26 protein-coding genes are annotated in these 23,843 nt (G+C 35.8%); 15 read left to right on the forward strand and 11 right to left on the reverse strand.

Annotation, left to right across the window (positions count from 1 at the left end; genetic code table 11):
* Positions 1-231: 231 nt before the first annotated feature.
* Both B1B04_RS19630 and B1B04_RS19635 read right to left on the reverse strand, forming a co-directional pair.
* Positions 232-1,692 carry a serine hydrolase domain-containing protein gene (locus B1B04_RS19630; protein ID WP_079563066.1) on the reverse strand — a complete coding sequence of 487 codons (1,461 nt, stop codon included), beginning with the start codon at positions 1,690-1,692 and terminating at the stop codon, positions 232-234.
* Between the two features lie 479 nt (positions 1,693-2,171).
* On the reverse strand, positions 2,172-2,489 hold the full coding sequence (locus tag B1B04_RS19635; protein ID WP_079563067.1) for a tyrosine-type recombinase/integrase: 318 nt from the start codon (positions 2,487-2,489) through the stop codon (positions 2,172-2,174).
* Between the two features lie 16 nt (positions 2,490-2,505).
* Between B1B04_RS19635 and B1B04_RS25435 the strand changes: the two genes are divergently transcribed.
* The gene (locus B1B04_RS25435; protein WP_139376990.1) at positions 2,506-2,718 is read left to right on the forward strand and encodes a hypothetical protein; all 213 of its coding nucleotides are present in this window, start codon (positions 2,506-2,508) and stop codon (positions 2,716-2,718) included.
* 326 nt (positions 2,719-3,044) lie between these two features.
* Here B1B04_RS25435 and B1B04_RS19640 read toward each other — a convergent pair whose 3' ends face one another.
* On the reverse strand, positions 3,045-3,755 hold the full coding sequence (locus B1B04_RS19640) for a hypothetical protein (protein ID WP_079563068.1): 711 nt from the start codon (positions 3,753-3,755) through the stop codon (positions 3,045-3,047).
* A gap of 159 nt (positions 3,756-3,914) precedes the next feature.
* Between B1B04_RS19640 and B1B04_RS19645 the strand changes: the two genes are divergently transcribed.
* The 6 genes from B1B04_RS19645 to B1B04_RS19670 all read left to right on the forward strand — a co-directional run bounded on the left by B1B04_RS19645 (position 3,915) and on the right by B1B04_RS19670 (position 9,161).
* The gene (locus B1B04_RS19645) at positions 3,915-4,172 is read left to right on the forward strand and encodes a helix-turn-helix domain-containing protein (protein ID WP_240518349.1); all 258 of its coding nucleotides are present in this window, start codon (positions 3,915-3,917) and stop codon (positions 4,170-4,172) included.
* A 102-nt stretch (positions 4,173-4,274) separates the two neighbouring features.
* Complete coding sequence (locus B1B04_RS19650) at positions 4,275-4,607, forward strand: hypothetical protein (protein ID WP_079563069.1); 333 nt, start codon at positions 4,275-4,277, stop codon at positions 4,605-4,607.
* Between the two features lie 402 nt (positions 4,608-5,009).
* Positions 5,010-5,984 (forward strand): hypothetical protein, encoded by a 975-nt coding sequence (locus B1B04_RS19655; protein WP_079563070.1) that lies wholly within the window; start codon positions 5,010-5,012, stop codon positions 5,982-5,984.
* A gap of 724 nt (positions 5,985-6,708) precedes the next feature.
* Entirely contained in the window at positions 6,709-6,909 is a 201-nt protein-coding gene (locus B1B04_RS19660) for a hypothetical protein (RefSeq protein ID WP_079563071.1), read from the forward strand.
* 448 nt (positions 6,910-7,357) lie between these two features.
* Positions 7,358-8,716, forward strand: a complete 1,359-nt coding sequence (locus tag B1B04_RS19665; RefSeq protein WP_079563072.1) for a lytic polysaccharide monooxygenase — start codon at positions 7,358-7,360, stop codon at positions 8,714-8,716.
* Between the two features lie 157 nt (positions 8,717-8,873).
* Positions 8,874-9,161, forward strand: a complete 288-nt coding sequence (locus B1B04_RS19670) for a hypothetical protein (protein ID WP_049667586.1) — start codon at positions 8,874-8,876, stop codon at positions 9,159-9,161.
* A gap of 197 nt (positions 9,162-9,358) precedes the next feature.
* Here the strand turns inward: B1B04_RS19670 and B1B04_RS19675 are convergent, their stop codons facing one another.
* The 3 genes from B1B04_RS19675 to fdhF are packed head-to-tail and all read right to left on the reverse strand — an operon-like array spanning position 9,359 to position 13,832.
* Entirely contained in the window at positions 9,359-10,405 is a 1,047-nt protein-coding gene (locus tag B1B04_RS19675) for an Mrp/NBP35 family ATP-binding protein (protein WP_079563073.1), read from the reverse strand.
* A 12-nt stretch (positions 10,406-10,417) separates the two neighbouring features.
* Positions 10,418-10,894, reverse strand: a complete 477-nt coding sequence (locus B1B04_RS19680; RefSeq protein ID WP_079563074.1) for a helical membrane plugin domain-containing protein — start codon at positions 10,892-10,894, stop codon at positions 10,418-10,420.
* Between the two features lie 4 nt (positions 10,895-10,898).
* On the reverse strand, positions 10,899-13,832 hold the full coding sequence (gene fdhF, locus B1B04_RS19685) for a formate dehydrogenase subunit alpha (protein ID WP_079563075.1): 2,934 nt from the start codon (positions 13,830-13,832) through the stop codon (positions 10,899-10,901).
* A 617-nt stretch (positions 13,833-14,449) separates the two neighbouring features.
* Here fdhF and B1B04_RS19690 point away from each other — a divergent pair.
* The 3 genes from B1B04_RS19690 to moaA are packed head-to-tail and all read left to right on the forward strand — an operon-like array spanning position 14,450 to position 16,687.
* A complete protein-coding gene (locus tag B1B04_RS19690) occupies positions 14,450-14,797 on the forward strand; it encodes a Na-translocating system protein MpsC family protein (RefSeq protein ID WP_079563076.1) in 348 nt (115 codons plus the stop codon).
* A gap of 12 nt (positions 14,798-14,809) precedes the next feature.
* Positions 14,810-15,640 carry a formate dehydrogenase accessory sulfurtransferase FdhD gene (gene fdhD, locus B1B04_RS19695; RefSeq protein ID WP_079563077.1) on the forward strand — a complete coding sequence of 277 codons (831 nt, stop codon included), beginning with the start codon at positions 14,810-14,812 and terminating at the stop codon, positions 15,638-15,640.
* A gap of 30 nt (positions 15,641-15,670) precedes the next feature.
* Positions 15,671-16,687, forward strand: coding sequence for a GTP 3',8-cyclase MoaA (gene moaA, locus B1B04_RS19700; protein ID WP_079563078.1), 1,017 nt, complete (start codon positions 15,671-15,673; stop codon positions 16,685-16,687).
* A 356-nt stretch (positions 16,688-17,043) separates the two neighbouring features.
* Here moaA and moaC read toward each other — a convergent pair whose 3' ends face one another.
* From moaC to B1B04_RS19715, 3 genes are read right to left on the reverse strand one after another with little or no spacing between them, the layout of a single operon-like run.
* Positions 17,044-17,526, reverse strand: a complete 483-nt coding sequence (gene moaC / locus B1B04_RS19705; protein WP_079563079.1) for a cyclic pyranopterin monophosphate synthase MoaC — start codon at positions 17,524-17,526, stop codon at positions 17,044-17,046.
* The gene (gene mobA, locus B1B04_RS19710) at positions 17,519-18,109 is read right to left on the reverse strand and encodes a molybdenum cofactor guanylyltransferase (protein WP_079563080.1); all 591 of its coding nucleotides are present in this window, start codon (positions 18,107-18,109) and stop codon (positions 17,519-17,521) included. Before mobA ends, moaC begins: the two co-directional genes overlap by 8 nt.
* A complete protein-coding gene (locus B1B04_RS19715) occupies positions 18,106-18,600 on the reverse strand; it encodes a MogA/MoaB family molybdenum cofactor biosynthesis protein (RefSeq protein WP_079563081.1) in 495 nt (164 codons plus the stop codon). The genes mobA and B1B04_RS19715 overlap by 4 nt, the downstream gene beginning before the upstream one ends.
* Before the next feature lie 119 nt (positions 18,601-18,719).
* Here B1B04_RS19715 and B1B04_RS19720 point away from each other — a divergent pair, with 119 nt between their 5' ends.
* From B1B04_RS19720 to moaD, 5 genes are read left to right on the forward strand one after another with little or no spacing between them, the layout of a single operon-like run.
* A complete protein-coding gene (locus tag B1B04_RS19720; protein ID WP_079563082.1) occupies positions 18,720-19,736 on the forward strand; it encodes a thiazole biosynthesis adenylyltransferase ThiF in 1,017 nt (338 codons plus the stop codon).
* A 14-nt stretch (positions 19,737-19,750) separates the two neighbouring features.
* Positions 19,751-21,043: a molybdopterin molybdotransferase MoeA gene (locus B1B04_RS19725; RefSeq protein ID WP_079563083.1), complete on the forward strand. Its 1,293-nt coding sequence runs from the start codon at positions 19,751-19,753 to the stop codon at positions 21,041-21,043.
* On the forward strand, positions 21,004-21,528 hold the full coding sequence (gene mobB, locus B1B04_RS19730; protein WP_240518350.1) for a molybdopterin-guanine dinucleotide biosynthesis protein B: 525 nt from the start codon (positions 21,004-21,006) through the stop codon (positions 21,526-21,528). The genes B1B04_RS19725 and mobB overlap by 40 nt, the downstream gene beginning before the upstream one ends.
* Complete coding sequence (locus B1B04_RS19735) at positions 21,525-22,004, forward strand: molybdenum cofactor biosynthesis protein MoaE (RefSeq protein ID WP_079563085.1); 480 nt, start codon at positions 21,525-21,527, stop codon at positions 22,002-22,004. Before mobB ends, B1B04_RS19735 begins: the two co-directional genes overlap by 4 nt.
* On the forward strand, positions 21,997-22,230 hold the full coding sequence (moaD, locus tag B1B04_RS19740) for a molybdopterin converting factor subunit 1 (protein ID WP_079563086.1): 234 nt from the start codon (positions 21,997-21,999) through the stop codon (positions 22,228-22,230). The genes B1B04_RS19735 and moaD overlap by 8 nt, the downstream gene beginning before the upstream one ends.
* Positions 22,231-22,340: 110 nt before the next feature.
* Here moaD and modB read toward each other — a convergent pair whose 3' ends face one another.
* Together modB and modA are read right to left on the reverse strand one after the other, a co-directional pair.
* Entirely contained in the window at positions 22,341-22,997 is a 657-nt protein-coding gene (gene modB / locus B1B04_RS19745; protein ID WP_079563087.1) for a molybdate ABC transporter permease subunit, read from the reverse strand.
* Between the two features lie 3 nt (positions 22,998-23,000).
* The gene (gene modA / locus B1B04_RS19750; RefSeq protein WP_079563088.1) at positions 23,001-23,786 is read right to left on the reverse strand and encodes a molybdate ABC transporter substrate-binding protein; all 786 of its coding nucleotides are present in this window, start codon (positions 23,784-23,786) and stop codon (positions 23,001-23,003) included.
* Positions 23,787-23,843 lie beyond the last annotated feature (57 nt).

Raw genomic sequence — 23,843 nt, forward strand, 5'->3', positions numbered from 1 at the left:
AAGAGCTGCCCGACCTATTCTTCACCTCTACTATATAAAAAAATAGTAGTACGAACCAATGCCTTGGTCTGCACTACTAATCTTAGTATGTTTTTCTTATTGAACTAACGGAGCAGGTTAGTGGAAGAAATAGCAAGTGGGTTTAACTAGGAGAAGTGTCGATGACATTAAAGAAGACACCGAGGTGTCTTATGTTTTTTAAATTAAGAATATTGATAAATTGGAATTTAATTACTTAACATTATACTTATTTTCGGAGCGAGGCATCTTATCGGTGAGTATATACCAAGTAATGCTTGCTGTTAATAATGTTGACGAAATCAAAGCTGTAAGAACACTATATGTTTGCCAAATAAGTATCGTTGACCAATCGAAGGCAAAAAACATTATACACTGGGCAATCGTAGCGATTAGGAAAATAATTGTTACGATTGTTCTCTTTTTTGTCATTGGCTGCTGCTCATTCGTTTTCCTTTTTCTTAATCCTAAGAGAAATAACAGAACGGCCAATAGGCAAAGAATAATTGTGGTAGACGACAAAATGATGTCCAAAAGCTGTGTGCCGCTTATCTCATATGACTGAGTTAGATTGCCGTTTAATATATTTTTAACTTTTAGTACCAGGTTTATATTGGTATTTGCGCCGTTGCTCAGTAAGCAGATGGCTGTTCGTTCATTTGGCAGTATGGCTACTTCGGTTCTAAAATTCGGATTACCCCCAGTGTGTTCTATAAACGTTTGTTCGGCGTTTACCGACCAACCTGCCGCATAATACATATCGTTGACAGCCGAAACAGACATATCACCCCTATGTGATTTTTCGATAACCCTGTGAAATATTTCGGGTATGTCCTGCAAGATACCCATCTGTATGCCCATCCAACGCGCCATATCTTTTGTATTAGAAATGATATAGCCGGCAGGTTTATTCCCAGCATAATCCGGAGCGTTAAATGGAGTTGTTATGAAAAAGGAAGAACGGTAGCCCTGCGCTAACTGTCCAGTGGCTTGAGCATCTTCTTTATAAACATACGTCTGGTGAAGACCTAAGGGTAGAAATACCTGTTCCCTCATAAAGTCTTCATAGCTTTGTCGTGATACAATCTCAATAACCAAACCCAATACGTCATAATTAACGGTTCCATAGTTATATTGTTCACCGGGAGAGAACGCCAATTCAGCATCTACCAGCGTTTCCACAGTCTTTTGCAACATATCAGGCGTATTGCCTTGTGGAATATTTTGAGTATGTCTAATATTTGTTAGGCCGCTAGTATGGTGAAGGAAGTTATTTAGTGTAAGGCTTTGCATATCAACAGGTTTACCTTGATACTTTAACGTAAACCAAGGTAAATATTTTTGGATAGGGTCAGTCATTGATAGCAGCCCTTGCTCTTCCAATAGCAGAATCCCCATACCAGTAAAAGCTTTACTCACCGAGGCCAACTCATAGAGTGTATTTTCACTTGCAGACAACCCCTTTTCAATATCTGCATACCCAGAAGAAAAGTAGAACACTTCATCATTAGCAAGTATTGAGATTGACATTCCAGGCACACCTGATGTACGAGAGGCATCATCTAGCAACGCTTGTATTGCCACAGATTTCGAATCTGACAACGCATAACTTTGTGTTGCGAATCCTGAGAATAATATAAGTATCGTTAATACAAAAACAATAGTCTTTTTCATAAACTCTCCTTTTTGAAGAATTATAAGAGTATAAAAAACTTATTTTTATAATTATAAACTAAATTCTAATTTATATTTCTACTTACCTATATAATATCAAGTAATTGTGAAGAGTTACACTTAAACTAACGGGTGCGTTTCTTTAATAAGCAGGGTACATTTTCACAAATATATCGTACCCATTATACAAATCGTTCGTCTAATATAAAAGAAAAGATTAGCATCAAATAATCCATTAGGTAATTTTTCTACACATTTTCTACACAATCACCTTAACAAACCCTATAATACCAAGGTTTCAGCAGAGTATGCCACTCCCTCCTGGGACGTCTTTAACAAAATAAAGGTTGATTTTCAACCGAAAAGAAAAACGCTTAAAGCCTTATAAATACTAGGTTTTGAGCGTTTTTTTATATTTTGATAAATATTAAAAATCGCATTGAATAACATATAAAATCTATTTTAGGTAAACAAAAAAATTAAGATGAATAAACATTGATTGCTATTTCTTTATCTCGTTCTTCCATCTCTTTTAATACATGCGAATAATGATCAAGTGTTGTTTGAATATCAGATTGTTCTATACGTTTTGAAACAGAATAAATATTAGCACCTTTGTAAATCAAAACACTGGCATGAGTATGGCGTAAACCATGAATATAAATATGTTCGATCTCCAATGCATCTAGTGTTTTTCGTAATAATTTATTACCACCTTCATTTGTTACAGCTAATATTAATTTCTTGAATTCATTCATACCTTTCTTATTATAGAAATTTTTTCTCTGATTGTTCATTTTACTGGCCACAAAAATGAACGATATACGTGATTTTGTGAACGCTAAAGACGTTATAGCTAACATTATCCGTGAGATTGCGAACGGTACATTAACAATTACTAGTACATTACGAGCTGTATTTGTAGGGGCATATCGTAAAGCTGTAGAGCAATTACGGACTAAGTCTAGTAAATCATCATATGATAGAAGAAACACCAAAAAGAGAACGATCAGTACCGTTTTATAACTGGCTTTATGAACGTAATGATTGTACACAAATAAAATAGCAGACCGAACTTAGAAAATTCACTTTGGTAAAGTATCTAATACTAAGAATCAGTATTTATGAAGTAAGGTTTTGGGTTTGTGATATAGTTAATTCCTGCTAAAGAAATTTATCTAAAAGGTGAAAAATGGCTCTGCTCAATGATGTTCTGTTGAAGCAGTCAATCAAATTGTCATGGCTTCGTTAAGCGTAACATGACTGGGGACTTCTTACAGGACAGATAAAAAAAAGATAGAGCAGGTCACTCTATCTTCAAATTATTTCAACAATATGGTAAATCTTGAATCCTAATCTTGTATTTTTACCAATATTCCATCTTCGAAATACAAATATTTCCCATAATCTGAATACACCCATTGCTCTGATTGATGACTAGCAGTAATTGTTCGGTTAATGTCGTCGGGTTCTCCCCAATTGGTATCGAGAACTTGCTCTTTTGTCATTCCTATGTAAATACGATTTTTAGCTTTCTCAATTTTCCTAGCTTCTTTTTCAGCTTTTTCTTTTTTTATAGATGCTTCAAGTTCTTCTATATCTGTTGAAAATTTTTGATATATAAATGATTTAACATTTTCACTTAAATCTCCATTATCTAAAGTTAAAATTTCGTAACCAAAGGGACCAAACGTTTCCGCTTTTTCATAATACCTTTGAACGGCAAGATTATAAAGTTCAATCGTTTTATCTGTTGGTCTGATTTCTAAATCAGGACTTTGAATAAACGATTCTTTATAATAGGAAATTACATCTAAGTAACTTTCTTCATCTATAAGCTTGATCATATTTTTTTCAATATTTTTAGCTTTTTCTTGACGCTTTTGATCTTCAACTGATATTTCTTCTGTTTGCTTCGTTTCAATTGATTCTTCTTTTTCTTCTAACTTTTTTGTAGTTTCTTGATTAGTACAACCAACAAGAGTGAATAAGCATAAAATTAATATTATGAACTTATTGTATTGATTATTTACTTTCACAACATCGACTTGGTTTTCCTGCAATTTTGATTCCTCCAAAAACTAATACTTTGGTCTACTAAGTTAGTTTACTACATTTACTACTATATTAGTATGAAAATTTCAATTTTAATCCATTTTGTAAACCGTAATGTCTTATCACCCACCATACTATTGTAATTAATTTAAAAAGAGATTTATACTTTGAATGAATTTGAAAATATAACAATTGATGCAGCATTAAAACGAGTTCGTAAATATCTAAAACTATTACAAGAAGAATTAGCACATAGAAGCAGTTTGGATAGAGCATACATCAGTATGCTAGAAAGAAATATCAAACAACTGACAATAACAACGATATTTCTATTAGCAGGAGCTTCGGAAATGAAACCTTCTGAATTTGTTAAGTTATTGGAAGATGAATTTGAAGGATATATCATCAAACGCACTACGGAATAGTCACGACTAAAATCAACTACAGGGGCATGATAGTTCTATAAGATAAAGGAATAAGTAAGATGATTATCGAATACCTAAATATCTTCAATTAGGGGGATGTGTATGTACGATTACAAAAGTATTCATTCAGATAAATTTGCTTCATTTATTAAAACTGATGTCATTGAAAATTTTTTAATATTAAATATGAATTGCACTAAACTAAGTACATTGCTGTTTACTGAGGGGTTAAGTGGCTCAGGTATAATAATTAGAGGAATGAATGCTAATTTACAAGGTAATTATGCGTATGATTCTGCTGATGAATTTACTGAGATAAATTTAATTGAGATTGACTTTCCAGATAACTCTGATGGTGCTTTGGAGGATGAAATATTGAAAATTGCACAGAAAATTTCAAATGAGTTTTTATGGAAAATTGATTTAAGAGAGTAATAAGTTAGCTTTCCTTATAAATTTATTTTGCCCTCGGAAATTTTCGCTTTAATTTTTAAACTCGGATGGTTAATATATTCAGTACTGTAAACGCATCAAGAATCGTTGAATCGGATAATTGGCTGTCTCGAATGTCTGAATCTGCAGTTGTTGGTCGTATATTACTATAAATCTTAACTTGCGTCAGTTTTGCGTTACTAATTTTTCTCCGTACTATAACTATATTGCGAAATGCCACCGAATAATATCTGACGACTTTCCTTATTTTTGCCACACTGACAACCAAACACATCAATCAAATTCAGGTAAGTGGCTAAAAGAAAAAAATAAAGATTTTCTATCATAATAACTATTTATTAGTGTAATATATTAATTACAGTATTTTGAATGGGTGGTATTATTATGCTAGCAAACAGTAAACACAAAAAAATTATCATAGTAGTAACAATAACATTTTTTCTAATAAGTGGATTTTTTTCATATCTATTTATCTCAAGCAAAATAGAAAGAAAAAAAGAAGAGAGAGAATATGCTTTCGAAATGAAAAAATCTATTTATAGTAACTATAAAGAATCTATGGATGAAATTGATGTAGCAAAAAATGTTGAAACAGTCATTAGAGTGATAGAAGAATCAGAGGATGTTTTAAATAAGCTTTCTGATGATAAAGAATTAGTAAGATATTATAGCGAGTTTGAAGAAGGAAATGATTACATAGATACTCTAAGAGAACTTGCAATTAAGAATCTTAATTTGGCAGTACCAGCTTTATTGGAATCTTATATAACATTAAGTCAATATGAATCTATTGACTTCATTGAGGAATCAGAACATATTAGCGAGGAAAATAAATCTATATTACTTAAAATAATGGCGAGAGTTGAGACGGAGGAAACGAAACAATATTTGGATAGAATGGAAAAAATGGTGAAAAAAGGGAGGTATGGAGCGGCGATAAGTTTGTATAAAGAAAAAGAACTGATACAACATAGTGAGGACGGTAATGCTTTATACTATTATGCATTATTAAAACAGAATAATTATGGTTATGAATCATTTGAAGCGAAAGAAGAATTGGCGCAAAATGTAAACCCGAATTATACAGGGAGAATGAGTGCTGAAATAAATGAAGAATTTGAATATAAAGAAGGAGTTGTTGGAATTTTCCACAATATGTGGGGGTATTATTATGAAGAAAATCAAAAAAGTGATATTTATATTGGGATGAGAAAGGAAGAAGTTTTGGAATCTAAATGGGGTAAACCAAAGGATGTTAACCGTACTACAACATCTAATAGTATTAATGAACAATGGGTTTATGATAATTATAAATATTTGTATTTTGAAGATGGAATTTTAACTACGATTCAAGAGTAATGTATAGGCACATCATTAATTTGGTGTGCTTTTTTGTGTTGGTGAAAACTATTAATTAGAAACCTAAAGCTCAAAGCAGAATACATGAATCGTTCAAAGGTACTAGGCAGAGTAAGTGGTTTGTTATTATTGCATAAAACTGAGCTTGCTACAATGAGACAGGTAGCTAAGCAATCATTCAAAAGGTTGCAGAACTAAATCAGGATAGCAGAACATGCGTATAAGTACTGCTATGGTAGCACAGAAGTTTTATGTGGCAGGTCGCGACTGACTACTGTAGGGAGGGTTAAGTTAAGGTTAGCTTTAATATATCATACCTCCTATAATTGAAAAACCTTATAGTATAAAATTGTATAATATACAAATCTTATCACATAGTATAATGATACATCCATTAACCTCCAACTTTAGTTGAATAGTAAAAACCTATCTCAAAACGGTTTTGGCGGAACAGCCGTACAACATATCAATTATCTTTCTAAATAAAGCTGACAGAAGTTTAATATCGTTAGGCTACGTTATCTGATCATGGACAGCGTTTCGTCGCTAAATGAACAGAATTGCACGTGTAATTCAATGAAGGAATTATTCACATATAATTAGAGATGTTCTCACTAAACCATTTGTTACTATCATTCTTCCTTCAGAAAGATTCTTTTGTAAATTAGAATAATTTATATAAAAAACGGAAAGAAATAGGGTAAAAATGTTGGAGTTGATAGGTATGGAATTTGATAAAGAGAATGAAGTTTACTGCTACAGCTGTCGTAAAAAAACTTTATTTACACGTAAAGATACGCATAATAAAAGTGGGGTAGACAGTCATTGTAGTGAATGTTCGGGTATTTGGTTTGAATGGCAAAATCGAGCTGTGGAGAGAGAAATGGAAAAGTGGGTTGAATATAATAAAGGGCTCGCAAATTAGAATAAGGCGTAGTTTTCTTCGTTCAAATAGGTAAAGAATAAATAAAAATATTGCTAATCATATTACTAATAGTTTATATATATTTTAGATAGATAGTAAAGAAGCAAAAGAGTCAGCTTGAAATTGAAAGTACTTCTTGTGAAAACAGCTCATGCCTAAGAAGCATGAGCTGTTTTTTAGTCTTTATTTCTTTGTTGAAATCGTAAAAATGACAAATTTAACTTGAACACTTTATGAACGTTTTGTTAAAATTCATAGCACTTTCAAATAGAATATAACAAAATGATAAGATATTTATTATATTTAGCACTATTTATCTACGTATTTCAAGAAAAAACATACTAACATAATACACCCTTTATCATGTTTATGCATAGTTTGCTTATTAATAAATTCATAGCTATCATACCAGTAGTAACACAATTTTAAAAGTAAGGAGATTAGTAATATGAACATTAAATTCACAAAACTAAGTAAGAGTACAAAGGGGATAAGTGCTGCCATTTTAGCAGCTGGAATCATGGGGGTTACAATGGCACCAAATGCATCGGCCCATGGGTTTGTTGAGAAACCAGCTAGCCGCTCCGCTTTATGTAGCCAAAATTATGGCGCGCTTAACTTGAGTTGTGGAAGCATTATGTATGAGCCACAAAGTCTAGAGGCACCAAAAGGATTCCCACAAGGTGGACCAATTGATGGACAAATTGCATCTGCAGGTGGTAAGTTTGGTGGCATCCTCGATCAGCAAACTGCAAATCGCTGGTTTAAAAATACGATTACTGGTGGACCGAATACCTTTACATGGAAGTACACTGCAGCACATTTAACAAGCAAATGGCACTATTATATTACGAAAAAGGGCTGGGATTCTAATAAGCCATTAACTCGCGCTGATCTTGAGCCAATTGGAACTGTTGAACATAATGGTTCTGCTGCATCAAATAATTTAACGCATACAATTAACGTACCAACGGACCGTAGTGGCTACCACGTTATTTTAGCTGTTTGGGATGTAGCTGATACTACAAATGCTTTCTACAATGTCATTGATGTTAATTTGGTTAATAATGTGGATATAGATAAGGAAGCTCCATCTCAACCAAATGGATTACAAGCAACGAAAGTTACTTCTAACAGCGCTGAACTAAAATGGAATCCTTCTACAGACAATGTAGGTGTAAAAGAATATCAAGTATTCCGTGATGGTAAAGTAGTTGGAAATGTAGCGGGAACTACATTCACAGATAAAAATTTAAAAGCGGAAACAAAATATACATATACAATAAAGGCAGTGGATGCCGCTGGAAATGTTTCTAAAGAAAGTGAATCTACATTTGTAGAGACAATGAAAGCAACTCCAGATACGGAAGCACCAACGCAACCAACTACACTACATACGATGGCAGTAACATCATCAAGTGTAGACTTAATGTGGAGTGCATCAGAGGATAATGTAGCAGTTGACCATTATGTTATCTACCGAGAAACACCAGTAGGGCAAATGACTGCAGTTGGAACATCTAAAACTACATCTTTTATGGACATGAATCTACAAGCTAATACAACTTATAAGTATGCAGTCACTGCTGTTGATGCAGCTGGAAATGAATCTATTAAAAGTTCCGTTTTAACTGTGACTACAAAAGAGCAAGGGGCGTCTTATGAGCAATGGAGTTCATATAAGGCATATACAAAAGGTGATAAAGTAGAGCACCAAGGTAAAGTATATGAAGCGGTTCAAAGCTATCAAGGATATGGAGATCCAAATTGGATTTTTGCATTGTCTTTATGGAAAGAAGTTAAATAAAAAGTAAAGTCCTAATAAAAAGCCTTGCTTATGCAAGGCTTTTTTCAAATTTAGTTAATGACTTTATCAATCCAAATGTCTAAGAAACGAGAGAAGAGAAAACTTATAAAAAGAGGTATAATAGGAAGAAACTCAAGATAGAAAGATGGATTTTAAAATGAATGAACAATTAGTAGATTGGATTACACGTTTTCAAAAGGAAAAAGATATAGAGGCTCTCGCAAACTTAAAAGACTATTGCTACTATATGATTGAACCTTTAATTGAGGAGTTTACAGAGAAATACGGTGAAGATGCTGGGGAATTATTAAGATTAAAATGGGATAAGCGTTTTTATTTTATTTTTACTAAGTATCAATTAAATGTTGGACTGCCTTTAGATTCTTTCGTTAAAAATACGTACCGTTTTTATTTTATGCAAGTTTTAAAGAAGGCTGGCTATTGAACCAAATAGTAGGGAGTGTTTCAAAGTTGAACATGGCTCCATTAAAAAATCCTTGTCTCGTGTTAAAAGCGAGACAAGGATTTTTAGGTTTTATCATGCCCTTAGGCGGAAGATTAACTGCCTGTAAAAGCCTGATTAGTTTAGGCTAATTCAGCAGTAGGGGATGAAGAAAACGCCTACTGCTGAAAAAGTCCACTTTATTGATACATTAAATCTTCTGCAAGGTGGGTAAATACCTCACCGATGATGGAGTCTTCGTCGTAAACAGAAGAGCCTGTATTTTCCTCAGGTTGCGCAAATGGAACTTGAGCAATGATACTTGTTTGAAGCTCATCTGCCAATTTTTCGGCGCCACCTTGACCGAATAGATAGTTCTTTTCACCATTCGAATTTTCAAAGTAAGCCATGTTTTCAACAACACCAAGAATCGAGTGTTTCGTATGTTGAGCCATCAAACCTGCACGAGAAGCAACATGGGAAGCTGCAAGGTGCGGTGTTGTGACAATAATTTCTTGTGCTTGTGGAATCATTGCCGCCATATCAATGGCAACATCTCCTGTACCAGGTGGTAAATCTATGAGGAGATAGTCTAATTCATCCCAATGTGTATTAACAAGGAAATTGCGAATCCATTTGTTAAGCATTGGACCACGCCACATGACAGGTTGGTTTTCGTTTGTGAAAAAACCCATCGACATGATTTTTACACCATGACTTATTACTGGAATAGCTGTTTGGTCAAGCATCGTTGGTTTTTGATGAATCTTCATCATAGCTGGAATACTAAATCCATATATGTCGGCATCTAAAATACCTACACGTTTACCAAGACGGGCAAGGGCCACTGCTAAGTTAATCGTCACAGTAGACTTACCGACGCCCCCTTTACCACTAGTAATTGCAATAAATTTGACACCAGAATCGGGTAGAAGCATTGTAGGCATACCTTTATCCGTAACTTTTTCTGATTTTAAAGAAGCTGTTAAACTACGACGTTCGTCATCTGTCATAGAACCAAATGTAATGGAGACATTTGTTGCGCCGATCGCTTTCAACGCTTCTTCAACATCTTGTTGGATTTTGGCTTTTAAAGGACAACCTTGAATAGTTAAGATAATATCAAGTGAGATATGCGTACCATTGACTTGAATATTACGTACCATATTCAAGTCAACAATGCTTTTATGAAGCTCTGGGTCATCAACTTTCTGCAAAGTTTTTAAAATGTGCTCGTTCGTTAGCATATAACCATCCTCCTATTTTAGGCCTTTGCCAAGCCCTTTTAAGAAGTGAGCGCCAAAATTTACAGCACGATTAACATCAGGGTCGTTTAGCATTTTGAACAGCTTAAAGGCACTAACTTTTTCATCAGATTCAACAGCTTTGTTTGCTTCATCTAAGCCAGAATTTAAGCCTTCAATTAGCTTTGTTGTTGTTTCTGGGTTCAGCTCGGTTAATGCTCCCGCAACACCCATTAAGTTGTTGATGATATTCGTAACAGGCTTACGAGTTAATTGTCCAAGAGCAATATGGGTAACCTCTTCTTTTGCTTCTAGTAGTTTCGTAGCTGCTTCTAGTGCTCCAATATCATTTAGTTCTGCCATGATCGTAAAGACCTGGTTAACCATTTCTTCATTTTCAGAAAGAAGTTGCTTTAAATTGTCTAGCTTTTCTTCCTTTAATTGTTCTTCTGTTTTTTGCGCTTTTTGAATTGTCGTAATTGGTGCTGCCATGAACTCACTCCCTTTCGTTAGTTGTTAAGTGAACGTAGCCAGGACGATTCCATTTGCGTTCTACCTCAACACCATTTTGTGGATGACGTTTTTTATAGCGCGGGTTTGTTCTAGGAAGTGGAGATTTTCCTTTTTGTTTCAATACTTCTACACGTACTTTTGTTTGTTTGTATGCAGGTGTCGATGTATTGATGTCTCCAGCTGGCCCTGTTAAGAAATTAATCGCCGAATCTTTGCTAACAGAGTTCATAGGTAAGAAAAGTTCATTTCCTTGTACGCGATCTGTTACTAGGGCATTTAATTTTAATGCGCCTTGAGGAGACACTAAACGAAGAAGAGCTCCATCTTCAATGCCACGTTCTTTTGCTAATTCTGGTGATACTTCAACAAAAATTTCAGGTACTTTCGATTGAATACCTTTTGATTTATTTGTCATATTACCTTCATGGAAGTGTTCAAGCATACGGCCATTGTTAATATGGCAATCATATTGCGCTTCATATTCAACCGGTCTGATCCAATCATTTAAAGCAAAACGAGCTTTTTTGTCAGGGAAGTTAAAACCATCTTCATATAGTAATGGTGTGTCTTTACCATCATGGCTACCCCAACAGAAGCTACCCCAATTTTCTAATACATCATAGTTCGCTTGCGAGAAGAATGGAGCAAGACTAGCCATTTCAGCAAAGATTTCACTTGGGTGACTGTAATTCCAGTCAGCACCTAGGCGACGTGCTACTAATTGAAGGATTTCCCAATCGGCTTTTGATTCACCAAGTGTTGGTAATACTTGATATAGTCGTTGTACACGACGCTCTGTATTCGTGAAAGTACCTTCTTTTTCAAGAGAAGGTGCTGCTGGTAAAATAACATCCGCATATTGTGCTGTACGTGAAAGGAAGCAATCTTGTACAACAAAGAAGTCTAATTGTGAAAGTACTTTATCTACATGGTTAGCATCGCAATCTACAAGTGCCATATCTTCCCCAACTAAATACATTGCTTTCATTTTACCTTCCATGATAGCATCTAACATTGCCATATTCGTACGACCTGGTTCAGGTTTGATATTCACACCATATGCTTCTTCAAATTTCTTACGTGCTTCGTTGTCTATTACTTTTTGATTACCTGGTAATAGATTTGGTAGTGTACCCATATCACAAGCACCTTGAACATTGTTGTGACCACGAAGAGGGTAGGCACCTGCACCTGGACGACGATAGTTACCAGTAGCTAGAAGTAGGTTAGAAATTGCAGCTGATGTATATGAGCCACCTGTATTTTGTGTGACACCCATACCCCAAAGTACACATGTACCGTCAGCATCACGAATCATTTCAGCAACATTTATCAACGTTTCTTTTGAAATGCCCGTTTCTTTTTCTGCATATTCTAATGTGTATGTTTCAAGTACATCTTTAAAATCATCAAAGAAGTGCACGTTCTCTTTAATGAAGGCTTCATCATGCCAACCTTGATCGATCATATATTTTGTAACGGCCATTAACCATACTTGGTCTGTTCCTTGTTTTGGGCGCATGAAAATATCAGAACGCTCAGCCATTTCATGTTTACGAACGTCGGCAACAATTAATTTTTGACCGTGTAACTTATGTGCACGTTTTACACGAGTAGCTAAAACAGGGTGACCTTCTGCAGGGTTAGCCCCAACAATAATAACAAGGCCGGCTTTTGCGATATCTTTGATCGTTCCAGCGTCGCCACCTATACCAACTGTGCGTAGTAGGCCATCTGTAGCTGGAGATTGACAATAGCGTGAGCAGTTATCAACGTCGTTTGTTTCAAATAATTGACGTGCCATTTTTTGAATTAAGTAGTTTTCTTCATTTGTAATTTTTGAAGAAGAAATAAAGCCGACAGAACCAGAACCGTGTTCTTTTTGAATGCCACCTAGTTTAGTAGCAATTAAGTCAAGAGCTTCATCCCATGAAGATTCAACAAATGCATCATTTTTACGAATTAATGGTTTTGTAATTCGTTCTTCAGAGTTGATGAAGTCCCAACCGAATTTTCCTTTTACACAAGTAGAAATTGCATTTACAGGACCGTCAGAAGGTTGCACTTTTAAAATTTTGCGGTCTTTTGTCCAAACTTCGAACGAACAACCTACGCCACAGAAAGTACAAACTGTTTTTGTTTTCTTCGTCCGTTTACTACGCATAGCAGCCTCGACTTCAGAAACAGCGAAGATACCGCTATAACCAGGCTCAACTTCCTTAATTAAATTAATCATCGGATCTAATGTATCTTGCTTAAGCCCAGTCATAAAACCAGCTTCACCAAGCATTGATTTTTCCATTAATGCGTTACATGGACAAACGGTAACACATTGCCCACAGCCTACACATGAAGAATCGTTAATGGCAACGCCTTCATCCCATACTACTTTTGGTCTTTCCGCTTCCCAGTCAAGAGATAATGTTTCGTTAACTTGTAAGTTTTGACAAACCTCTACACATTGTCCACATGCGATACATTGGTTTGGATCGTATCGATAAAATGGGTGCGACATGTCTACTTCGTGAGGTTCAACTTTTGGTTGATAAGGATATTTTTGATGTTCGATTTCCATTAATTCTGCTGTGTTATGTAATGTACAATTACCGTTGTTATTATCACAAACTGTACAATACAGCAGGTGGTTTTCTAATAGACGATCCATCGCTTCCGTTTGTGCAGCTTTCGCTTTATCAGAAGTAAGTTGGATATCCATGCCGTCTATAGCTTTTGTTGAACAAGAGCGAACTAACTGTCCGTTTACTTCAACGATACATGTATCACAAGTTTTGATAGGGTCAACAGATGGTACATGACAAATTTGTGGGTGGGCGATGCCATTTTGATTAATGGTATCAAGTATTGTAGCTCCCTCTGCTACATTATACGATTGGCCATTAATGTTAATTTTACTCAAGGTGATTTCCTCCTTTTGTTCTTAGAGACTTTTTTGGCAACAGGTTAATACTGGGGATAAACCGAGAATAGGACTGCGAGTTTTTTATGTTGAATGTCTTGTTCATTTAAAAAATGGTCTTGTTATAATGTCATTTCCCGATGTATCCAATTTCTACACTAAGATAGATGAAGAAACATGTATCACGAGTTGTTATTGCTGATATTGCTGAAAAATAAAAAAATCCACCATGAAAAGGCACGTTTAAAACATGCTGATTCGTCATGGTGGATAAAATTCTTAACAGGCCTTGCTAAAAATTCAATCTACTTTTATTTTTTATTCAATATAACTATAGAATATAAATATTAAAACCACCATGCCAAAAGTTCAAACCTATTTGTATAAAACCATGACATAAGAATCAAAATACTTTCATTCCATACATAATATCACTTATTATAGCCTTTTCAGCTAAAATGGACAATAATTATAATAAAAATTATTGATTGAGAATAATTATCATTGAATATTTTCTCTTTAATTTTTATTTAAGTTGCTATATTATTAACAAACTATAAGGGTGACCCCCATGAACATAGGATAAAAAGATTAATTACGTTGGGAGAATCGTTAAAATGTCAAAAAAAGTGCATGAATTCAACGACATTATTCGAAAACTACGAAAAGATATATTTGGAAAAGGACCGGAGCGTATTCATACGGTTTTCATCGAGAACATGGCTGTGTCAACTTTATATGGGAATATCACACCGACAGAAAAATTTATTGCGAGTACACCTGAAGGGTTAAAAATGGTCCATGCTGCACGTACTAGGATGATTCAAGATTTGTATACTAAATCACCTCCAGAAGGAATGGAAGAACTGATGGGCACTAAGTTACTCCATTTATTTTCAGATATTAAAATTGAAGAAGATTTTGCTATTTCCGTATTTGTTTTTGAAAATAATATTAGTGAATAAAGGGGATGCCATATGGAGCGAGCGGTAGCTAGAGACATAATACGTGTTGAAGGTAATCAAATCAAAGAAATAAAAGATACTGTTGTTACAGAATATGCTGTGACAGTGAAGATTAATGAGCAAGAATTTGTGACGATGGTTTGCACACCAGAGTATGTAGAAGATATGGTTATTGGCTATTTGGCTTCTGAACGAATTATTCGTAATTACGATGATATTGAAGAAATTTGGCATCAAGAAAAAGAAGGCTTTGTACATGTTAAAACAAAGCGTGTGAATCCTTACTTTCAACAAATTCAAAATAAACGTTACATAACTTCTTGTTGTGGCATGAGCCGTCAAGGTTTTGTTTTTGCTAATGATGCATTAGTAGCAAAAACAATGGAAGGCATTCATGTGCGTATTACAACAGATGATTGTTTTCGTTTAATGCGCGATATGCAAGATTTGGCTGAAATCTTCAAACAAACTGGTGGTGTTCATAATGCAGCACTATGTGATACGAATGGAGTTTTATTAAGCCGAATGGATATTGGGCGCCATAATGCCTTAGATAAAATTTATGGTTATTGCCTAAAAAATAATATTAGCATTCAGGACAAAATTATCGTGTTTAGCGGAAGGATTTCATCAGAAATTTTACTTAAAGTATCGAAAATTGGCTGTGAAATTGTTTTGTCCAAATCTGCTCCTACAGAATTGGCATTGCAATTGGCAGAGCAACTCGGTATTACGACGGTAGGCTTTATTCGCCAAAGTACACTTAATATTTATACACATAAGGAACGTATTCATTTACCTACAAATGAGTTAGAGCCCCCGGACGCAATTACTCCAAGGTGAAATTGATCAAAATGAAAGGAAGAGATTAAAATTACTAATCTACGAGACCAACTACAAAGACCATTAAGAGATTTGAGGATATCAGTAACAGACCGTTGTAATTTTCGTTGTCAATATTGCATGCCTGCAGAAGTATTTGGTCCTGATTATGCTTTTTTACCGTCCGATAAAATATTGAGTTTTGAAGAAATCGAACGATTAGTAAAGATTTTCGTTTCATTAGGTGTGAAAAAAGTGCGCATTACTGGCGGTGAGCCTTTACTACGTCGTGATTTGCCAAAATTAATTGAACGTATACATCGCATAGTTGGAGTAGAGGATATTGCTTTAACGACCAATGGCACATTGTTGAAAAAATATGCAAATGAATTGGCGCGAGCTGGTTTATCACGAGTAGCTATTAGCCTAGATTCTCTAAACGAGGAACGCTTTTTCGAGATGAACGGTCATCGAGGAAAAGTGAAAGCGGTATTAGAAGGTATAGAAAAAGCAGCAGAAGCAGGTTTACAAGTTAAGATCAATATGGTCGTTCAAAAAGGAAAAAATGACCAAGATATCGTTGCGATGGCAGAATATTTTAAAGAGAAACAGCATATTCTTCGCTTTATTGAATATATGGATGTCGGTAATTCAAATGGATGGCGGCTAGATGACGTTCTGTCGAAGAAAGAAATCGTTGACCAAGTCCATCAATTTTCTCCACTGCATCCTGTCGACCCTAATTATAAAGGGGAAGTAGCTACTCGTTATCAATATGAGGATGCCAAAGGTGAAATTGGCGTGATATCATCTGTAACAGATTCTTTCTGCTCAACGTGCTCGCGTGCCCGTATTTCGGCAGAAGGAACATTATATACGTGTTTATTTGCAACAGAGGGAACGAGTTTACGAGAATTATTAAGGTCTGGGGAAGATGATGAAACTATTACCCAATGCATTTCGAATGTGTGGGAAAATAGAAAAGATCGCTATTCCGATGAACGAAATGAACAGACGATGGAAAAACGAAGAAACTCAAAAATTGAAATGTCACACATCGGTGGTTAGACAAAATAGAGTGATATTAGTTGGTACTAGCTTGTTAGTATTAGTGACTTATAGTTAAAGAGCAGAAAAAAAACGGCACAATAATGCCGGATTTTTATCTTCATTCAGCAGAAAACTACTACCTAGAAGGTGGTGATATGGATGCGTATGAGGTTTTTTTCAGTGGGTGTCCAAGTACCTGCTGAGTGAAGATAAAGCCTCCGGCGGATGTCACGGATTTTCAAAGGAATGAATATAAGGATGTTAGCCTAAAACCTTCGCATCCTGCGAAAACGGCTAACTGACCTGCATCCTGCAGGCCTTAGCACAATTCAAAATCCGGACGCAATTACGCCAAGGCAAAATTGATTTGATGTTTATTTATGCACAAAGTCGCCACTTTTTCCGCCTGTTTTTTGAACAAGGTAAGTTTCTTTAATGACCATAGACTTGTCGACTGCTTTACACATATCATAAAAAGTCAGTGCAGCAATGGATACAGCAGTTAGTGCTTCCATTTCGACACCTGTTTTACCACTACATTTCACTGTAGCTTGAATGTGTAGTTCGTAACCAACCTCTGCTTTTGTATAGTCAAATTGAAGGTCGGTTCCTTGTAACATAATCGGATGGCACATTGGGATAATATCAGCCGTTTTTTTAGCACCTATAATCCCAGCAATTTGTGCCACATGAGTTGGGTCGCCTTTTTTTATGCCTCCTTGTTGGATGGCTTCATAGACCTCATCAGATAACGTGATTGTACTGCGAGCGATCGCTGTACGGTTTGTGCTTGTTTTTTCTGAAATGTCGACCATTTTAGGACGACCTTCTTCGTTCCAGTGTGTAAAATTACTCATTATTAGATTTCCTTTCAAATGTTTGTAGCCAATCTTGTTGTGAATTGATATTGATGAATGTTGAGCTGTCGTCTTCAAAGGGAACATAACACACTTGAAGTTGCTCTAACAAGACTTTCATACTTCGCTTGTTTTGTTGGACTAGTTGATGTGCTTTTGGTAAAGCACTGCGTCGATATAAAGCAGCAAGAGGTTGTAATCTTGAAGCTTGTTTAGGAACAATAGCCTCATAACGGTCATCGATAAATGTTAGCATAGTTTGGACAAATTCTGCATTAATAAAAGGCATATCGCTTGCTATTACGAAAAACCACTCTACTTCTGGGAAGTTTGTCATGATATGATGCAAGGCAAATAGAGGTCCTTGATGAGGCTGTTTTTCAATGCTCCATTGGACATCATCTTCTACAAACTTCGATTGCAAGCTAGCATTTGTAGCAATAATTAAAGGATGTAGTTGATTTTTTTGTAAGGCTATGAGACTTTGCTTATATAAAGGCAGACCAGCAAATAATTCAAACATTTTCGCTTGACCATACCGAGAAGATTGACCGCCAGCTAAGACAACACCAGCTATTTTCATATGCGATTCAACTCACCGACAAAATGTTGCACAGTAGGAAGAATCAGTTTTGTCATGGCAAGTGTTACGGCATTCGTGGAACCCGGTAGCACATAGATAGCCGTTTTATTGCGACTACCTGCTGTTGCACGACTAAACATAGCTTTTGGGCCGATTTCTTCATAGCTTAATGTTCGAAATAACTCACCAAATCCCATCATTTCTTTTTCGAAAAGAGGGAGAATCGTATCATAAGTTTGGTCTCTAGGTGTAAACCCTGTTCCACCTGTTACGATAATGGTATTAATGGTAGAATCAGCGCACCATTTTTGTACATGGTTTGAGATTTCAAGTGGTTCATCTTTTGATATTTGATAGTCTACTAATTCAAATGAAGCTTCTTGAAGCAATGATTGAATACGCTGACCACCATGATCATCCGCCTTCGTGCGTGTGTCACTTACTGTTAAAATGGCAGCTCGTATAGAAAGTTGACTATGTGTAGGATGCAAGATAAAAGGCCTCCTTTTAAAGAGTTGATATTGTTTTTGCTGAAAAACATTGCTTTTATTATAAAGCTATAAATGAAAAGGTCAAACTAAAATTCATAGAAAGAAAGGCAAAAACGTTTATGCATAATAGATATTCTAGACAACAATTATTCAGCCCAATCGGAGAACAAGGGCAGCTATTACTAAAACAAAAGCATGTCTTAATGATAGGGGTTGGTGCTTTAGGCAGTGCTAGCGCAGAGGCTCTAGTAAGGGCCGGTATCGGAAAATTGACGATTATTGATCGTGACTATGTAGAGTGGAGTAATCTACAAAGACAACAACTATATACTGAGCAAGATGCACAAGAAAAAGTCCCTAAAGTCATCGCTGCAAAACAACGACTACAAAGCATTAACTCTGAGGTAGAAATCAACGAATATATAGTTGATGCGTGTACAGAGCAATTAGTTTCACTGCTTGAAGATGTAGATATGATGGTAGATGCAACGGATAATTTTGATATTCGCTTTATGATGAACGATCTTGCACAAAAATATCAAATTCCTTGGGTTTATGGTTCTTGTATTGGCAGTTATGGCGCTACTTATACGATTGTGCCAGGTACAACACCTTGTTTACATTGTTTGCTAGCAGCGATACCCAATACGGGGATGACATGCGATACAGTAGGAATAATCAGTCCGACTGTTCAAATCGTAGCAGCCTATCAAGTAGCTGAGGTTTTAAAGTATTTAGTAGGTAATGAAGAAGCATTACGAAAAAGTTATTTAACTTTTGATGTTTGGCAAAATCAACACTATGAAATAAACGTTGAAAAAATTCGTAATCATGATTGTCCATCCTGTGGAAAAAATCCGACGTATCCGTATTTGTCATATGAAAATCAAACAAAATTAAATGTATTATGTGGTCGGGATGCTATTCAAATACGTCCACCTAAACCGATTCACTATAATTTGGATCAGCTCGCTGTCCAACTTCGTCCTTATGGTGATATTCAACAAAATCCCTATTTATTATCTTGCCAAGCAGAAGATTATCGACTAGTGATTTTTCAAGATGGACGAGTTGTTATTCACGGTGTAAAAGATATACAAAAGGCTAAAACCATTTATTATCGTTTATTCGGATAAAGGAGTGTTCTAAAATGTTAGAAAAAAGAAAACCAATTGCTGTTGCGGAAGCTGTTCAACGGGTCATGCAGTTTGCATTCCTAGAAAAAGTAGAAACCGTATCACTACAGCAAGCACATGGACGTTTTTTAGCAGAAGATATTGCAGCTGACCAAGATGTACCATCATTTGATCGCTCACCATATGATGGTTATGCTATTCGCTCGGTCGATAGTCAGGAAGCATGTTCAGAAAATCCAGTAACCTTCAAAGTAGTAGGGGAAATTGGGGCGGGCTATGTATTTGAGGGAGCAGTGGGTGATCGAGAAGCGGTGCGCATTATGACAGGAGCTCCTATCCCACGCGGTTGCGATGCAGTCGTTATGCTAGAATTAGCACGCACCTTTGAAGAAGACGGTCAACGTTATATGTCAATTAAACGCTCTTATGAAGCAGGAACAAATATTTCCTATAAAGGTGAGGACGTTCAAAAAGGCGCAATTCTTATTGAAAAAGGACAATACATCAATCCGGGTGTTGTCGCATTACTTGCTACTTTTGGTTATGATCAAGTACCCGTTTTTCAAAAACCAATTGTAGGCGTTATTGCAACAGGAAGTGAATTACTAGAACCAAGTGATGCTTTACAGCCAGGGAAAATTCGTAATAGTAATGCCTATATGATAATGGCTCAAATTGAACGTGCTGGGGCAACCGTCAAATATTTTGGTAAATTGAGCGATGAGTTAAATTTATGTATACAAGCTGTAGAAAAAGCTCTTCAGGAAGTAGATATATTGATTACAACAGGAGGAGTATCAGTAGGCGATTACGATTACTTACCTGCCATTTATGAAGCCATTGACGCACAGGTACTGTTTAATAAAGTGGCAATGCGACCAGGTAGTGTAACAACTGTTGCGGCTCGAAATGGTCAATTATTATTTGGACTTTCAGGTAATCCATCAGCTTGCTATGTTGGGTTTGAACTATTTACCCGACCTATTATTCGAACAGCATTCGGTAATAAGCAACCACATCTACGTAGAGAGCAGGCTGTTTTAGGTGCGGACTTTAAAAAACCGAATCCGTTTACTCGTTTTGTACGTGCTAATGCCTCGTACGAAAACGGTCAATTAATTGCAGTTCCTTCTGGTTTTGATAAATCTAGTGCGGTTTCTTCTTTAGCGGAAGCTAATGCCTTTATTGTATTACCAGGTGGATCACGTGGATACGAAAAAGGAATGCAAGTTGTTGTCTTAATGTTAGAAGATTTGCAGGGAAGTGAGTGGCCATGGGACAACATCGAAAAATCCTACAAATCATAGGCTATCAAAATAGTGGCAAGACGACGTTAATGGAACAGCTCATTACACAAGCTACCATAGATGGTTTTCGGGTAGGAACAATCAAGCACCATGGACATGGTGGTATCCCTATGATCGAAAGTTCAAAAGATAGTGTTCGTCATGAGAAAGCGGGTGCAAGTGTCACAGCAGTTGAGGGAGAAGGTACTTTGCGCATGAGTATTCACCAAAGTAACTGGCAGCTTGCTGATATACTAGCTATTTATGAAACATTTAAGATGGATATCATTTTTATTGAAGGCTATAAAAATGAAGACTTTCCGAAGGTTGTTCTTTTGCGCCAGGCGGAAGATGAATCTTTGCTACAAAAAGTAAGTAATATCATCTGTGTTCTTTATTGGCCAACCTATCCACTAAATAAACCACTAGATTACCCAACTTTTTCAATTCATGAGAAGGAACAATATATAAAATTTTTAATGCAAGAAATGAGGCAGAAATCATGACTACATCGTTGTTTGAAATTATTGATAAACCAATTGATGTTGAAGAAGTTAGACAAAAAGTATCAGATCGAAATGCTGGTGCGATCACTGTTTTCATCGGAACAGTACGTGAAATGACAAAAGGAAAGAAAACACTACATTTGGAATATCAAGCTTATCCAGCTATGGCTATTAAAATGTTTGAACAAATATCTAAAGAAATACAAGAGCGATGGTCAGAAGCAAAAGTAGCCATTACACATCGTGTTGGTCATTTAGAAATCTCGGATATTGCCGTAGTAATCGCGGTTTCATCACCACATCGTAAAATAGCCTATGAAGCAAATGAATATGCTATTGATCGTATAAAACAAATTGTGCCTATTTGGAAAAAAGAGTATTGGGAAGATGGGACCGAATGGATTGGTGATCAATTAGAAAATGTCCCTTATCCAAAAGGAAATCCATCAATCAGTGAGGAGGAATCTTGTGATTAACATATTATTATTTGCTCACTTACAAGAAAGTATAGGCGAGTCAAAATTATGTGTAGACCTGTCAGATAGAACAATTGGACAAATTAAAGAATGGATGGAAATACAATATCCACAGGTTTCTTTACAACATGTTATGACAGCGGTAAATGAGGAATTTGCAACAGATGCAACGGTCGTAAAAAAAGGGGATACAGTCGCGTTCATTCCACCCATTAGTGGAGGGTAAAAAGAAAAGATGTAGTTGGTCCAGTTTAGTGAACCGACTACATCTTTTATTATTTTGATCCAGAAAAAGCTCGTCGTAGGGGAAGATACTCTACTGGTTAAAGTTTTACTTTATGCCTTTATGAGATGAACGCTCAGAAGCATAAGGAAGGAAATACCTATCATACAAATCACCCATGACCAAGCGAGTGACATGTTACCTGAACCAATCGCCATGTAAATAGCAAGTGGCGTCGTTTGCGTTTTGCCTGGGAGGTTACCAGCAAACATTAAGGTTGCACCGAATTCACCTAAAGCTCGTGTAAAACTTAAAATTCCACCAGAGACAATTGATTTTAATGCAAGAGGAATAGAAATAAAGAAAAAGACTTGCCATTCTTTTGCACCATCAACACGTGCAGCGTTCTCGATGTCCTCATCAACAGATTCAAAGCCGGTTTTTGCTGATTGATACATTAAAGGAAATGCAACGACAGTAGAGGCTATGACTGCCGCCCACCATGTGAACATAACGGGTTGGTTAAAAAGCCATGTAATAAAGTTACCTAGTACACTGTTCTTACCAAAAATAATAATTAGAAGAAACCCTATTACAGTAGGGGGCAATACTAGTGGTAAAAGTAACACTGTTTCTAGAAATAATTTTCCTTTGAACATACGTTTTGCCATCCATTTACCAAATAGAATACCAGTTACTATCACAATTATTCCTGACACAAGAGCTATTTCGATAGAAAGTTTTAGAGGTGACCAGAAATCAGTACTCATCTATTAATGAGTCCCTTGAAACCCATATTTTTTAAATACTTTCATCGCTTCATCACTTTGTAAATAGTGATAAAAATCTTCCGCTTCTTTTGCATGCTTACTATCTTTGATAACACCTACAGGATAAATAATAGGTGTATGCATATCTTCTTTGGCTGTAGCAACGACATCGACTTTTTCTGATACAAGAGCATCTGTTTTATAAACTAGGCCTGCATCGACATTTTCAGTTTCTGTATATGTAAGAACTTGTCGTACGTCTTTTGTATACACTACTTTTGATTCTACATGTTCCAAAAGCTTCATGTTTTTCAATATTTCTATACCGTACTTGCCAGCAGGAACCGTTTCAGGTGTACCAATGGCAATCTTATCAGCTTTCGTTACGTCTTCAAATGATTGAATCTGTTTTTCATTTTTCTTAGGAACAATCAATACTAATTCGTTCGCTAAAAGATCTGTTCCTTGTTTTTTATCGATTAAATCTTCTTGAACTAGCTCATCAAACTTATCTTCTGCTGCTGAAAAGAAAAGATCAACAGGAGCACCTTCTGAAATTTGTTGTTGTAATGCACCAGAGCCACCAAAGTTAAATGTGATTTTAATAGTATCGTGTTCATTTTCATATGCTTTTTGAAGCTCTTCTAATGATTCTTGTAAACTAGCTGCTGCGGAAATCGTTAACTCAACGGGCTCTTTTGTTTTGTTGCTGTTTTCTTGGCTACTGCAGCCTGCTAAAATGCTGACTAGTAGTAACAATGAAGCTATCAAATTATAATACTTTTTCACTTTGATTATACTCCTTTTATAACTCGTTATAACAAGACATAACTAATTATAATTAGT

The sequence above is a fragment of the Lysinibacillus sp. KCTC 33748 genome, assembly GCF_002237755.1.
GTDB lineage: Bacteria > Bacillota > Bacilli > Bacillales_A > Planococcaceae > Lysinibacillus.

Excerpts from the sequence above, each read along its gene's own strand:
- B1B04_RS19630 (WP_079563066.1), bottom strand. The coding sequence starts at position 1,692 with ATGAAAAAGACTATTGTTTTTGTATTAACGATACTTATATTATTCTCA.
- B1B04_RS19635 (WP_079563067.1), bottom strand. The coding sequence starts at position 2,489 with ATGAACAATCAGAGAAAAAATTTCTATAATAAGAAAGGTATGAATGAA.
- B1B04_RS25435 (WP_139376990.1), top strand. The coding sequence starts at position 2,506 with ATGAACGATATACGTGATTTTGTGAACGCTAAAGACGTTATAGCTAAC.
- B1B04_RS19650 (WP_079563069.1), top strand. The coding sequence starts at position 4,275 with ATGTACGATTACAAAAGTATTCATTCAGATAAATTTGCTTCATTTATT.
- B1B04_RS19655 (WP_079563070.1), top strand. The coding sequence starts at position 5,010 with ATGCTAGCAAACAGTAAACACAAAAAAATTATCATAGTAGTAACAATA.
- B1B04_RS19660 (WP_079563071.1), top strand. The coding sequence starts at position 6,709 with ATGGAATTTGATAAAGAGAATGAAGTTTACTGCTACAGCTGTCGTAAA.
- B1B04_RS19665 (WP_079563072.1), top strand. The coding sequence starts at position 7,358 with ATGAACATTAAATTCACAAAACTAAGTAAGAGTACAAAGGGGATAAGT.
- B1B04_RS19670 (WP_049667586.1), top strand. The coding sequence starts at position 8,874 with ATGAATGAACAATTAGTAGATTGGATTACACGTTTTCAAAAGGAAAAA.
- B1B04_RS19675 (WP_079563073.1), bottom strand. The coding sequence starts at position 10,405 with ATGCTAACGAACGAGCACATTTTAAAAACTTTGCAGAAAGTTGATGAC.
- B1B04_RS19680 (WP_079563074.1), bottom strand. The coding sequence starts at position 10,894 with ATGGCAGCACCAATTACGACAATTCAAAAAGCGCAAAAAACAGAAGAA.
- B1B04_RS19690 (WP_079563076.1), top strand. The coding sequence starts at position 14,450 with ATGTCAAAAAAAGTGCATGAATTCAACGACATTATTCGAAAACTACGA.
- fdhD (WP_079563077.1), top strand. The coding sequence starts at position 14,810 with ATGGAGCGAGCGGTAGCTAGAGACATAATACGTGTTGAAGGTAATCAA.
- moaC (WP_079563079.1), bottom strand. The coding sequence starts at position 17,526 with ATGAGTAATTTTACACACTGGAACGAAGAAGGTCGTCCTAAAATGGTC.
- mobA (WP_079563080.1), bottom strand. The coding sequence starts at position 18,109 with ATGAAAATAGCTGGTGTTGTCTTAGCTGGCGGTCAATCTTCTCGGTAT.
- B1B04_RS19720 (WP_079563082.1), top strand. The coding sequence starts at position 18,720 with ATGCATAATAGATATTCTAGACAACAATTATTCAGCCCAATCGGAGAA.
- B1B04_RS19725 (WP_079563083.1), top strand. The coding sequence starts at position 19,751 with ATGTTAGAAAAAAGAAAACCAATTGCTGTTGCGGAAGCTGTTCAACGG.
- B1B04_RS19735 (WP_079563085.1), top strand. The coding sequence starts at position 21,525 with ATGACTACATCGTTGTTTGAAATTATTGATAAACCAATTGATGTTGAA.
- modB (WP_079563087.1), bottom strand. The coding sequence starts at position 22,997 with ATGAGTACTGATTTCTGGTCACCTCTAAAACTTTCTATCGAAATAGCT.